The sequence below is a fragment of the Psychromarinibacter halotolerans genome (genome assembly GCF_029168315.1).
GTDB lineage: Bacteria > Pseudomonadota > Alphaproteobacteria > Rhodobacterales > Rhodobacteraceae > Psychromarinibacter > Psychromarinibacter halotolerans.
Genome location: NZ_JARGYD010000007.1, coordinates 139708 through 151968, shown reverse-complemented (window position 1 = coordinate 151968; position 12261 = coordinate 139708). Strand labels below are relative to the sequence as shown.

The 12261-nt window shown below is 65.5% G+C and carries 15 protein-coding genes; 7 read left to right on the top strand and 8 right to left on the bottom strand.

Annotated elements, in window-relative coordinates; all coding sequences use genetic code 11:
* Nucleotides 1-12: 12 nt before the first annotated feature.
* Nucleotides 13-621, top strand: a complete 609-nt coding sequence (locus P1K30_RS17510) for an AAA family ATPase (protein WP_275634056.1) — start codon at nt 13-15, stop codon at nt 619-621.
* Here the strand turns inward: P1K30_RS17510 and P1K30_RS17505 are convergent.
* Entirely contained in the window at nt 545-1450 is a 906-nt protein-coding gene (locus P1K30_RS17505; protein WP_275634055.1) for a DMT family transporter, read from the bottom strand. The two genes, P1K30_RS17510 and P1K30_RS17505, sit on opposite strands and share 77 nt — an antisense overlap.
* 133 nt (nt 1451-1583) lie before the next feature.
* Here P1K30_RS17505 and P1K30_RS17500 point away from each other — a divergent pair, with 133 nt between their 5' ends.
* Together P1K30_RS17500 and P1K30_RS17495 are read left to right on the top strand one after the other, a co-directional pair.
* Nucleotides 1584-2420: a DMT family transporter gene (locus P1K30_RS17500; protein ID WP_275634054.1), complete on the top strand. Its 837-nt coding sequence runs from the start codon at nt 1584-1586 to the stop codon at nt 2418-2420.
* Nucleotides 2421-2458: 38 nt separating this feature from the next.
* On the top strand, nt 2459-3184 hold the full coding sequence (locus tag P1K30_RS17495; RefSeq protein ID WP_275634147.1) for an alpha/beta fold hydrolase: 726 nt from the start codon (nt 2459-2461) through the stop codon (nt 3182-3184).
* Between the two features lie 17 nt (nt 3185-3201).
* On the opposite strand, the gene P1K30_RS17490 is transcribed toward P1K30_RS17495, so the two are convergent.
* From P1K30_RS17490 to P1K30_RS17480, 3 genes are all read right to left on the bottom strand, one after another.
* Nucleotides 3202-4278: a 5-(carboxyamino)imidazole ribonucleotide synthase gene (locus tag P1K30_RS17490; protein WP_275634053.1), complete on the bottom strand. Its 1077-nt coding sequence runs from the start codon at nt 4276-4278 to the stop codon at nt 3202-3204.
* Nucleotides 4279-4311: 33 nt separating this feature from the next.
* Entirely contained in the window at nt 4312-4791 is a 480-nt protein-coding gene (gene purE / locus P1K30_RS17485) for a 5-(carboxyamino)imidazole ribonucleotide mutase (RefSeq protein WP_275634052.1), read from the bottom strand.
* A gap of 102 nt (nt 4792-4893) precedes the next feature.
* Complete coding sequence (locus tag P1K30_RS17480; protein WP_275634051.1) at nt 4894-5112, bottom strand: YdcH family protein; 219 nt, start codon at nt 5110-5112, stop codon at nt 4894-4896.
* A gap of 195 nt (nt 5113-5307) precedes the next feature.
* On the opposite strand from P1K30_RS17480, the gene P1K30_RS17475 reads away from it, so the two are divergent.
* The 3 genes from P1K30_RS17475 to P1K30_RS17465 are packed head-to-tail and all read left to right on the top strand — an operon-like array spanning nt 5308 to nt 6848.
* Nucleotides 5308-5721, top strand: a complete 414-nt coding sequence (locus P1K30_RS17475; RefSeq protein WP_275634050.1) for an Hsp20 family protein — start codon at nt 5308-5310, stop codon at nt 5719-5721.
* A 15-nt stretch (nt 5722-5736) separates the two neighbouring features.
* Entirely contained in the window at nt 5737-5964 is a 228-nt protein-coding gene (locus P1K30_RS17470) for a DUF1150 family protein (protein WP_275634049.1), read from the top strand.
* Nucleotides 5965-5981: 17 nt separating this feature from the next.
* Nucleotides 5982-6848 (top strand): PhzF family phenazine biosynthesis protein, encoded by an 867-nt coding sequence (locus tag P1K30_RS17465; RefSeq protein ID WP_275634048.1) that lies wholly within the window; start codon nt 5982-5984, stop codon nt 6846-6848.
* 156 nt (nt 6849-7004) lie between these two features.
* Here P1K30_RS17465 and P1K30_RS17460 read toward each other — a convergent pair whose 3' ends face one another.
* The 4 genes from P1K30_RS17460 to trxB all read right to left on the bottom strand — a co-directional run bounded on the left by P1K30_RS17460 (nt 7005) and on the right by trxB (nt 11544).
* Complete coding sequence (locus P1K30_RS17460; protein WP_275634047.1) at nt 7005-8711, bottom strand: bifunctional sulfate adenylyltransferase/adenylylsulfate kinase; 1707 nt, start codon at nt 8709-8711, stop codon at nt 7005-7007.
* 246 nt (nt 8712-8957) lie between these two features.
* Nucleotides 8958-9893 carry a Hint domain-containing protein gene (locus tag P1K30_RS17455; protein WP_275634046.1) on the bottom strand — a complete coding sequence of 312 codons (936 nt, stop codon included), beginning with the start codon at nt 9891-9893 and terminating at the stop codon, nt 8958-8960.
* A 14-nt stretch (nt 9894-9907) separates the two neighbouring features.
* A complete protein-coding gene (locus P1K30_RS17450; protein WP_275634045.1) occupies nt 9908-10444 on the bottom strand; it encodes a toxin-activating lysine-acyltransferase in 537 nt (178 codons plus the stop codon).
* 107 nt (nt 10445-10551) lie between these two features.
* Nucleotides 10552-11544, bottom strand: coding sequence for a thioredoxin-disulfide reductase (gene trxB / locus P1K30_RS17445; RefSeq protein WP_275634044.1), 993 nt, complete (start codon nt 11542-11544; stop codon nt 10552-10554).
* Between the two features lie 189 nt (nt 11545-11733).
* On the opposite strand from trxB, the gene P1K30_RS17440 reads away from it, so the two are divergent.
* The gene (locus P1K30_RS17440; protein WP_275634043.1) at nt 11734-12234 is read left to right on the top strand and encodes an Lrp/AsnC family transcriptional regulator; all 501 of its coding nucleotides are present in this window, start codon (nt 11734-11736) and stop codon (nt 12232-12234) included.
* Nucleotides 12235-12261 lie beyond the last annotated feature (27 nt).

The window sequence follows — 12261 nt, the reverse complement described above, 5'->3', positions numbered from 1 at the left end:
ATGGGGGTATCAATGACGCCGCAACGGATCGTCATTCTGGGCAACGCGGGCAGCGGGAAGTCCTCGCTGGCGCGCGTATTGGCGCGGCAGCTGTCGTTGCCTGTCGTTCACCTTGATTGTCTGTACTGGGGCGCTGGCTGGGTGAAACCGGCCCGCAAGGCGTTCCGCCAGCGCGTTGCGGACGCCACCGACGGCCCGGCGTGGATCTGCGAAGGCAACTACCACCACCAGACCTTCGACCTGCGCCTGCCAAAAGCCGACCTTGTGATCTGGATGGACACCCCTCGGCTGACCTGCGCCCGTCGCGTCGCCCTCCGCGCCTTGCGCCAAGGGCCGCGCGCCGACCTGCCGGACGGCTGTGCCGAGAAACTGGACCGCGATTTTCTTGCCTTCCTCGGCTATGTCTGGCGGTTCGACAGGGTCTACCGGCCAGCGATCGAGGCGCTGCGCCACGTCCACGGCCCGGACGTGCCCGTCATCCGCCTGCGCGACCGGCGGCAGGCGGATGCCTTCGCAAGCGGGCTGGGGCCCGCCGACCGGCGTCTCAGCCGGTTCTGGCCTTCGATGCCTTTGCCGCCAGCCGTTCGCGGTGAAGCGTATAAAGCCCCGTCGACACGATGATCAGCGCACCGACCCACGTCCAGAAATCCGGCAGGTCGTTGAAGATCAGCCAGCCGTAGAACGTCGACCACAGCAGAAGCGAATACTGCACGGGCGCCACCACGGCGGCCTGTCCGACCTCTAGCGCCTTGATCAGGGTGAATTCGCCCACGCCTGCCATCGCGGCGACGCCAAGCAACAGTATCAATTCGATGCCGGTGGTCGGGGTCTGCCAGACGAAGGGCAGGGGCAATGTCAGCAGCACCACGCTGACCAGCGCGGTATAGGCGACGGTCGTGATGGTGCGGTCAGAGTTCGCCAAGGACCGCGACACGATCTGGCGCAGCGCGAAGCAGAACGCCGCCAGCACCACGAAGAAGATCGCCGGGTCCACCACGCCCATCCCGGGGCGGATCACGATCAGCGTCCCGAGGAACCCGATGGTGACGGCGGCCCACCGGCGGATGCCCACCGTCTCGCGCAGGATGAAGGCGGACAGAAGCGTGACGATGAACGGCGCGATAAAGCTGATCGAAACGGCGTCCGCCAGCGGCACGAAGCTGACGGCGACGATGAAGCACACGGCCGAAACGGCGGCGAGGCACCCCCGGAACACCTGCAGCCACGGGTGCGCGGTCTTCAGAACCGACGGACCGTGCCGCGCCAGCAGGAACAGCATCGCCGCGAACAGGCCAAGCTGCCGCGACCACGTCACCTGGATCGGGTGCATCGTCTGGGTCAGGAACTTGGCTTGCGTGTCGACTGCCGAAAAGACGAACATCGCCAGTGCCATAAGGGCAAGACCCCGCATGTTGTCGACCTGCTGGCCTGCGGGAGACGGCACGTTCATCGGTGTAGAGGGAATGGGAATGGTCTTGCTCCGGAACTGACCGGCTGTGCCCGGCCCGGGGTTAGTGCTACGCCCGGGACGCCGGAGGGTCCAGTGCCGCCCGGCGGGATTCGTGGAACAGGAGATCAAGCACATGCGTCTGTTCGCGCTGGTCGCGGTGGTCATGGTGGCCTTCGCGGCGAATTCGGTCCTGAACCGGCTGGCGGTCGGCGGCGGCTGGATCGACGCGATGGATTTCGCCCTGATCCGGGTGATGTCCGGTGCCGTGGCTTTGGCCGTTCTGGTGCTGGTGCGGGACCGGCGGCTGTCGGTCGGCGGGCCGCACAGGCTGGCGGGCGTGCTGTCGCTGACGCTGTACCTTGCGGGATTTTCGGCCGCTTACCGGACGCTTGATGCGGGGGCCGGTGCGCTGATCCTGTTCGGCGGCGTGCAGGTCACCATGTTCGCCGGCGCGCTGCTGGCCCGCGAACCGATGCCGCCCCTGCGGTGGATCGGCGCGCTTGTGGCGTTGTCGGGGCTGGCGTGGATGTTCTGGCCCGGAAACGGCGCCAGCGTTCCGCTGCTTGCTGGGGCGTTGATGGCCGCCGCTGCGGTGGGGTGGGGCATCTACTCGCTGGTGGGCCGCCGCGCCGGAGAACCGCTGCGCGCCACGGCGGCGAACTTCCTGCTGGCGGTGCCGGTCTGCGCGGTGATCGCCCTGCTGGCCCGAAGCGGCGCGACGATCACGGGGGCTGGCATCGTGCTGGCGCTGGTGTCGGGCATCGTGACCTCTGGCATGGGGTATGCGCTGTGGTACGCCGTGCTGCCGCGCCTTGCCGCCAGCGTCGCGGCGGTGGCGCAACTGACCGTGCCGGTGATCGCGGTGGCGGGCGGCGCGCTGTTCCTGTCCGAACCTGTCCCGCTGGCGCTGATCGCCGCCTGCGCGCTGGTGCTGGGCGGCGTCGCGCTATCGGTGCTTGCTAGGCGTTAGGGACTGGTCTGGCGCGCGCGATGGCATATCTCAAGCGGATGCGCAGGTTTCTTCTGATCCTCTTCCTTCTGATGCCCGTCCCCGCCGCGGCGGATTGCGTCGTGTTGCTGCACGGGCTGGCCCGCAGCGCGACCAGCATGGTGCCGCTGGCCGAGGCGTTGCGCGCCAACGGCTATCGCGTCGTGAACCGCGGCTATCCCTCGACCGAGCGCAAGATCGAGGTGCTGGTCAACATGGCGGTCGGCCCGGCGGTTGCGGACTGCGGCGACGACAGGGTGCATTTCGTCACGCATTCGATGGGGGGCATCCTTGTCCGTTTGTGGCTGTCCAACCATCGCCCGTCCCAGATGGGCCGCGTGGTGATGATGGGGCCGCCGAACCACGGCAGCGAACTGGTGGACGAATTCGGTGATCTGGCGCCGTTCGAATGGATCAACGGGCCTGCCGGGCTGGAACTGGGCACCGGCCCGGACAGCATCCCGAACCAGCTGGGTCAGCCGCACTTCGAACTGGGGATCATCGCGGGCACGCGGTCGCTGAACCCGGTGTATTCGAACGTGATCGACGGTCAGGACGACGGCAAGGTCTCGGTCGCGTCGACCCGGCTGCCCGGCATGACCGACCACATCACGCTGCCGGTCACGCATACCTTCATGATGATGAACCCGCTGGTCATCGCCGAGGCGATGGAGTTCCTGGAAAACGGCCGCTTCCGCCCGGAAATGAGCTATGGCGAGGCGCTGGTGCGCGTCACCGGCGGCTGAAGCCTGCCGCGAGAGACCTAGCTTTTGGGGCCGGTGATCCGGTTGACGTGACCCATTTTGCGGCCCGGCCGCGCCTCTGCCTTGCCGTACAGGTGGATCGCGGTGGCCGCGTCGCGGGCAAGCTCGGGCACCCTCAGGATGTCGTCGCCGATCAGGTTTTCCATCACCACGTCCGAATGCCGCCCGCCGTCGCCCAGCGGCCAGCCCGCCACGGCGCGGATGTGCTGTTCGAACTGGTCCGACACACAGCCGGTCTGGGTCCAGTGGCCCGAATTGTGGACGCGCGGCGCGATCTCGTTCACCAGCAGGCCCTGCGGCGTGACGAACAGCTCGACACCCAGCACGCCGACATAGTCCAGCGCATTCAGGATACGGCCCGCCAGCAGGATCGCGTCGGTCTTCAGCGCGGCAGGGATGCGGGCGGGCACCGTCGTGGTGTCGAGGATGCCGTCCTTGTGCACGTTCTCGCCGGGATCGAAGGCCGCGACCTCGCCATTCGCGCCGCGCGCGGCGATCACGCTGATCTCGATCGAAAAGTCGACGAACCCTTCAAGGATCGCGGGCGCGCCGTTCATATCGGCCAGTGCGGCTTCGGCGTCGTCGGGCGACCGCACCCGCGCCTGTCCCTTGCCGTCATAGCCGAAACGGCGGGTCTTCAGGATCGCGGGCGTGCCGATCTCGTCGATGGCTTTCGCAAGATCCTCGGCGCTGTCGACGGCAGCGAAGGGCGCGGTGCCAAGGCCAAGATCCTGCAGGAACGTCTTTTCCGTCAGACGGTCCTGACTGGTGGCCAGCGCCTGCCGCCCCGGGTGGATCGGCTTTAGCGATTCCAGCAGGTCCAGCGCGGCTGTCGGGATGTTCTCGAATTCATACGTGATCACGTCCACGGACGCGGCGAAGGCGTTCAGCGCCGCCTCGTCGTCGTAGGACGCGGTCGTGACGCGGTGGGCGACGTGGCCCGCCGGAGGCTCGGCGCCCGGCTCGTAGATGTGGGTCAGAAAGCCAAGCCGCGCGGCAGCGACCGACAGCATCCGGCCAAGCTGGCCGCCGCCGAGAATGCCGATGGTGGCGCCGGGGGTAAGGGGCAGGGTCATGCGGGACTCCGGGTCAGGCCGTGGTCGGGAAGGTCAGTCGTCGGACGGCGCGTCGGGGATCGAGTCGGACAGCGCATCGCGCCATGCATCGACCCGGTCCGCCAGCGCCGCGTCGGTGACGGCAAGGATCTGCGCCGCCATCAGCCCGGCGTTCGCCGCGCCGCCGATGGCCATCGTCGCCACCGGGAAACCGCGCGGCATCTGGACGATGGAATACAGCGAATCGACACCGGACAGCGCGCGGGTCTGGACCGGCACGCCGACCACCGGGATGCGCGTCTTGGACGCCATCATGCCGGGCAGGTGCGCCGCGCCACCGGCGCCCGCGATGATCACCTTCAGGCCGCGGTCGGCGGCGGTCTTGCCGTAGTCCCACAGCCGGTCCGGCGTCCGGTGCGCGGACACGATCTTCGTTTCGTAGGTTATGCCAAGCTCGTCGAGGATCTCGGCGGCGAGCTTCATGGTGGGCCAGTCGCTTTGGCTGCCCATGATGATACCCACGTCCACGGTCATGTCCTGTCTCCCGTTGTCATCGCCCCGCCGTGCGCCCTGCGGTGCGGAGCGCGCACTATACGCGGGAAGGTCGCCGATGCAATCGGCCCGGGGCGGATTGCCTCAGGCGATGATGTCGGGCAGCAGACGGTCCTCGATCTGGCGGATCTTGTCCTTCAGCAGCAGCTTTTGCTTCTTCAGCCGTCCCAGCCGCAACTGGTCGGCGCGCTGGGTGTCCTGCAGGGCAGAGATGGCGTCGTCCAGATCGCGATGCTCGCGTCTGAGGACCTCCAGTTCGACCCGCAAAACCTCGGTCTCGTCCATTTGGCCGGATGCGTTCATTGCGCCTTCATCCCCGTGCCGTGGCTCCTGTCTGGCTGTGTCGCTGGTGGCGCGAGTAGTAACGCCATTTTCCGAATTCTCAAAGCCACTTGCAGCCTGTCACCCTTGCGTGGTGCGCCGCCTCTTCCCATATTCGTTAAAAGGGTCGCCGCAATCGGGGCCTTTACGCAGTGTCGCTTATGAAAGGGCAAGGCCATGACGAAAGTTGGCTTGGGTTCGCATCCCTTCTTCTTGGGGTTCGAACAGCTTGAACGGCTTATGGAACGGACCGTGAAGTCCGAAAATAACGGATACCCGCCGTTCAACATCGAGCAGACCAGCGCGAATTCCTACCGCATCACGCTTGCCGTGGCAGGGTTTGCCGAGGATGATCTGTCGATCACCGTAGAGGATCGGCAGCTGATGATCCGCGGCCGTCAAGGCGAAGAGGATGACGGCCGGATTTTCCTGCATCGCGGTATTGCCGCGCGGCAGTTTCAGCGCAGTTTCGTATTGGCCGAAGGTGTCGAGGTATCCGGCGCCGCAATGGAAAACGGGCTGCTGCATGTGGACCTGAGCCGGGCAGAGCCCGAGAAGGTCGTGCGGACGATCCAGATCGACCGCAGGTAATATGGGGGTGAGACCATGAATACCACTTACGATTTCGCGGCCGACGTGCCGCAGGACATCGTCTATGTCCGGTCGGTCGACGTTGCCGATCTTCCCGAGGACGTTCAGGCCGAGGTCGAGGGCCTTGACCAGATCTTCGCCGTCCACAACACCGAGGGCGAGCGACTGGCGCTGGTGCGCGACCGCAGCATGGCCTTTGCGCTGGCGCGGCAGAACGATCTTGCCCCGGTAAGCGTTCACTGAACCAAAGGGGCGCGGGGATGCCGATGGATTTCGACTGGGTCGACGCCTTTACGGCGGTTCCCTTTGGCGGCAACGGGTGCGCCGTCGTCTATGACGAAGGCGGCCTCGACCCCGAGACCTGCATGACCTTTGTGCGCGAGACGGGGCTGGTGGAATGCACGTTCATCGGCCCCTCTGACGTGGCGGACGTCAAGATCCGCTATTTCATGAACAACATGGAAATCCCCTTCGCGGGGCACCCGACGCTGGCCTCGGTCGCGTCGCTGGCGGACCGTGGCCGCGCGAAGCCGGGGCTATTGCGGTGCGAGACCGGCGCAGGCGTGATCCCCGTCGAGATCGAGACGACGGCGGACGGCCCCCGGATCACCATGACGCAGGTCGCGCCGGTGTTCGGCGACACGATGGACCCGGCGCTTGTCGCCGCAGCGGGCGGGCTGTCCGCGGACGATATCGTGGGCACGCCGCAGGTGGTCTCGACCGGCCTGCCGTTCGTGATCGCCGTGGTGAAGGACAAGGAGTGCCTGCGCCGCCTGTCCCCCGACTTCGACGCGATGCGCATGGTGCGCGGGACGCACGACACGCTGGAACCCTTTTGGGTTTCGCTGGGCGGCGAAACCGAAGCCGGCGACACATTCTCGCGGCTCGTTCTTGCGCCGCCGCTGCCGCCAGAGGACCCGTTCACCGGATCGGCTACCGGCGCGATGGCGTCGTATCTTTGGCATCACGGGCTGATCGACAGCCCGCGCTTCGTGGCAGAGCAGGGGCATTGGATGGGGCGGCCGGGCCGTGCCGATGTCGAGGTTCTTGGCCCGCGCGACGCGATCGAAGGCGTCCGCGTTGGCGGGCGCGGTCACGTCCTGATGCGCGGATATCTGAACCTGTAGGGTTTTCAGCGAAAGACCGTTGGCCAGTCTCGGGTGGCCGAGGATCTGCCGGTCTGCCGGGGCCAAGCAGCGGACCGTGTCAGCCTGCGTTCCGTCCCTTGTCGGACCGAGGACAGGCAAACGCCGCCACGCGGGTGCGCGGCGGCGTTCTAATCATCAGGCGGCGATCAGCCCCATCGATTCCAGCTTCAGGATCACCTGGTGGGCGCAGTTGTCGACGTCCACGTTCTCGGTATCCAGCGACAGCTCGGGGTTGGCCGGCACGTCGTAAGGGTCGGAGATCCCGGTGAACTCCTTAATCTTGCCCTCGCGCGCCAGCTTGTACAGGCCCTTGCGGTCACGCCGTTCGCATTCCTCCAGCGAGGTCGCGACATGCACCTCGACGAAGGCGCCGAACTGCTCGATGTCCTCGCGCACCGCGCGGCGGGTGGTCGCATAGGGCGCGATGGGCGCGCAGATCGCGATGCCGCCGTTCTTGGTGATTTCGGACGCGACAAAGCCGATGCGGCGGATGTTCAGGTCACGGTGCTCTTTCGAGAAGCCCAGCTCCGAGCTGAGGTTCTTCCGCACGATGTCGCCATCCAGCAGCGTGACGGGACGGCCGCCCATCTCCATCAGCTTGACCATCAGCGCGTTCGCGATGGTCGACTTGCCCGAACCGGAGAAGCCGGTGAAGAACACGGTAAAGCCCTGCTGCGACCGCGGCGGACGCGTGCGGCGCAGTTCCTTCACCACCTCGGGGAACGAGAACCACTCGGGGATCTCAAGGCCCTCGGCCAGTCGGCGGCGCAGTTCCGTGCCCGAGATGTTCAGGACGGTCACGCCATCCTCGATCTCGTCGGCGGGCTCGTACTGGGCGCGTTCCTGCACGTAGACCATGTGCTTGAACGGAACCATCTCCAGCCCGATCTCGGATTCGTATTCCTTGAACAGCTCTTGCGCGTCGTAGGGGCCATAGAAATCTTCGCCGGCAGAGTTCTTGCCGGGGCCGGCATGGTCGCGGCCCACGATGAAGTGGGTGCAGCCGTGGTTGGCGCGGATCAGCCCGTGCCAGACCGCCTCGCGCGGGCCGGCCATGCGCATGGCGAGGTTCAAGAGCGACATCGACGTGGTCGAGGCCGGGTACTTATCCAGCACCGCCTCGTAGCAGCGGACGCGGGTGAAGTGGTCGACGTCGCCCGGCTTGGTCATGCCGACGATGGGGTGGATCAGCAGGTTCGCCTGCGCTTCCTTCGCGGCGCGGAACGTCAGTTCCTGGTGCGCGCGGTGCAGCGGGTTGCGCGTCTGGAACGCGACGACCCGGCGCCAGCCCATCTTGCGGAAGAAGGCGCGCAGTTCGTTCGGCGTGTCGCGGCGGGCGCGGAAGTCATAGTGCACCGGCTGCTGGATGCCGGTGACCGGCCCACCCAGATAGATCTTGCCGGCGTGGTTGTGCAGGTAGTTCACCGCAGGGTGCGCGCTGTCGTCGGCGCCGAAGACCTTCTCGGCCTCGCGGGCCTTGTTCGGCTCCCACTTGTCGGTGACCGTCATGGTGCCAAGGATCACACCTTCCTGGTCGCGCAGCGCGATGTCCTGACCCACCTCGATCGAGTCGGCGAACTTCTCGTTCACGTCCAGCGTGATCGGCATCGGCCACAGGGTGCCGTCGGCAAGGCGCATGTTCTCGACGACGCCGTTATAATCCTCTTCCGACAGGAAGCCCTTCAGCGGGTTGAACCCGCCGTTCATCAAAAGCTCGAGGTCGCAGATCTGGCGCGGGGTCAGATCCCAGCTGGTCAGGTCGGCGGCTTCGACCTTCAGCTTCTGGGCGCTTTCGTAAGAAACATAGAGCTCCGGGATCGGAGCGAGGTTGTTCAGTTGCATCGCTGCTCTACTCGTCGTGCTGTTGGCGCGAACGCGCTAGGGAAAAGGAGTCCCGAGCCGTCTAGACCCAGCGGCAGGCCAAAGTCTAGGCAAGCGGGGCGGAATGCCGCCGAAAAGGACTGGTTTCGCGGGAAAAACGGCGCAAAATGACGGATTTCCCGAAGTCCCGCAGGGATAGGAAACAAATGTGCCCCGGTCGCCCGCCGAACCAAACGGGGGTTCGGATCGGCGGGCCCGGACGTTGCGTCAGGCGGCGGCCGCGATGTCCAGCCCGAAGCGCGCGCGCAGCTGCGCGGGCATTAGGCGGACCGAGGTGATGCGCGGGGCCGGCATCTCGGCGCGTGCCGTCGCGCCGACGGCCACGAACTCGGCGTGGTTGTCGAACATCGCCCGGTCGCCCGCGTCGATGTAGGTCTCGGCCGCCGCGCCGTTGGCAAGGATCGCATCGTGGGCGTCGGTCTCGACGTGGTAATACGTCAGCGCACTGGCCAGCGACTTCCACGAGAACCACTCGATCCCCGGGGCGCCGACAAGCGCGCCGGCGTTCACAGCGTAGCCATCAAGCATCAGCGCATGATCGGCGGTGATGATCAGGTCACGGGTGGGCGTGACGCCGTCCAGCGCGCCCTTGCGCACTAGCACCGGCTCTAGCCTGTCGGCGGTGTTGAACATCGGGCTGACGGTCACGCGGCCGACCCAGCGCACCGGGACAGTACGGCCGTCGGCGGTCAGGACCGTGTCGCCCTGTGCCAGCCGCTCTACCGCCGTTTCGCCCCCGGGAGTCGCGATGCCGGTGCCGGCAGCGAAGCAGTAGATGTAGTTGAAGGTGACGCCGTCCGGGTCGGTGTTCGAATTCATACCCGGATCCGTAACGGTCCCGCTGACGGTGAAGTTGTAGGTGGACAAACCCGCTTCTTCCAATTCTGCCCGGGTCACCGTGTAGGTAAAGGTGCCGTCGTTCTCATCGATCTCGAACGTGCCGGGCGCAATGGTTTCGTTGAAGGTGGTGGAGTACTGGCTTTCGGTATCCCCGGAGTTGGTCGGATCGTAGTTGCCGGTCAACGTGAATGTCGTGGCATCCGTGAGATTGATCGTGAATTCGACGGCGCTTTGGGCGTCGCCGGTATCTAGGTTCTGCGTCGACGTGGGTGCGATCGAAGAGCTGGCAAGTTCAATGCCCATTGTCTGTCCCTTTTTCAGTCGTCGTTGAGTATGTGCGCGGCCGGCACGGCGCGTGCGCCGAACCCCGAGCCATGGCGGGTAATCTCGACGATCCGGCGGCGCTGATGCCCCGGATCAATGCGCAGGTAGCGCACGCGCGACACGCGGTCGGGCACGCTGCGCTGCAGCCAGCGTACGACGGCGGCGGCAGTGCCTTTGCCATAGGGCGCGATGATCTCGCGCACCCACATGACGTCGCCCGAAACCCAGTCCTGCGGTTTCAGCAGCTCGCCGGCCACCATCCGGCGTTCGGCGTCACGGTCCAGAAAGGCCCAGGTCACGGCAGCGCGCGGGACATCCTCGTGTTCAAATATCTTGAAGAAGCCGAGGTCGATGGCCGGCTGTATTGCAAGCCTCGCAAGGTGCATCGGCACGTCACGATGCTGGTCCGACCGCAGGTAGAGAAAGGCAAACGCGCCATAGGCGGCGATCTGCGCTTTGGTCGGATACTCCGGCATCGTGTGGTTGGGACGAGGGGTGGCGGTGCCGGCCGCGGTCTCGAAATTCTTCATTCTTTAAATTCTCGGAAAGGAATTTATTTCCCTCCGAAAAGAATAACAGAGTAACAATTATCAAATCAATAGACATGCCCCGTTTCCGGAGCATGTCGAAGGGTCTTCTACCCGGCGGCCGAGACTTCCGCCACGGGCGCGTCGGGTGCCACGTTGGCTTCGCCATGTTCCGCAAGAAACCGTTCCGCCTCAAGCGCGGCCATGCAGCCCATGCCAGCGCTGGTCACGGCCTGCCGGTACTTGTGGTCCGTCAGGTCGCCCGCGGCGAACACACCGGGGATCGAGGTTTCCGTGGAATCAGGCTTCGTCACGACATAGCCGCCCATGTGCGTCTCCAACTGGTCTTTCACCAGTTCGGACGCGGGCGCGTGGCCGATGGCGACGAAGAAGCCGTCGCACGGGATCGAGCTTTCCTCGCCGGTGGTCACGTCGCGGACTTTCACGCCCTCGACGCCGCGCGGCTGGTCGGCGCCATAGACTTCCTCGACCGTGGTGTTCCACCGGACCTCGACCTTGGGATGCTCGAACAGACGCTTTTGCAGGATCTTCTCGGCCCGCAGACTGTCGCGGCGGTGGACCAGCGTCACCTTGCTGGCAAAGTTCGTCAGGAACAGCGCCTCTTCCACGGCGGTGTTGCCGCCGCCGATCACCACGACCTCTTTACCGCGATAGAAGAACCCGTCGCAGGTTGCGCAGGCCGAAACGCCAAAGCCCTTGAACTGTTCCTCGGACGGCAGGCCCAGCCACTTGGCCTGCGCGCCGGTCGCAAGGATCACGGCGTCGGCGGTATAGGTGGTGCCGGTGTCGCCCTGCGCCACGAAGGGCCGTTTCGACAGGTCGATGGACGAGATGTGGTCCGAGATGATCTCGGTGCCCACGGCGCGGGCGTGGGCCTCCATGTTGACCATCAGGTCGGGGCCCTGAATTTCCTTTTCGCCCGGCCAGTTCTCGACCTCGGTGGTGATGGTCAGCTGGCCGCCCGGCTGGATACCCTGAACCAGCACGGGTTCCAGCATGGCGCGGCTGGCGTAAACGGCGGCGGTATAACCGGCCGGGCCGGACCCGATGATCAGAACCTTGGTGTGCTTCGTCTCGGCCATCGCGGACCTCCTGCGGGTTCGTTGTAATCTGGAACAGGCATATAACCACGCATGCCCTGTACTGAAAGCCCCGGCTGACCTGCGATCAATCGTGCTGCACCTGCATAATGATGTTGCGCAATCTTGAAATATAATTGCCCGCGCTATTCTGTTTCGGTATCTATCGGAAAAATAATGTGCGGAGTCGCCATGCCTGGTTCAAAGCTTGACCCAATCGATCGCCAGATCCTTGCGGAATTGCAGGCCGACGGGCGCATGACGAACGTCGAACTGGCAAAGCGGGTGGGTATTTCCGCGCCGCCCTGCCTGCGGCGTGTGCGAACGCTGGAAGAACAGGGATTCATCCGCGGCTACCACGCCGAGGTCGACTCGCGCCAACTGGGGTTCGAGGTGCAGGTCTTCGCGATGGTGGGGCTGCAAAGTCAGGCCGAGGCCGACCTGTCCGCCTTCGAGCGGCGCTGCGCCGATTGGCCGCTGGTCCGCGAATGTCACATGCTGAACGGCGAGGTGGACTTCATCCTGAAGTGCGTGGCGCCGGACCTGTCCACCTTCCAGACCTTCCTGACGGAACAGCTGACGGCGGCGGACAATGTGATCTCGGTGAAGACGTCGCTGGTGATCCGGGGCGCCAAGGACGAACCCGGCGTTCCCTTCGATATTCTCGAGCAACGGCTGAACCAGACCGCCTGACGCCCAACGGGGCGCCAGCGGCCGGCA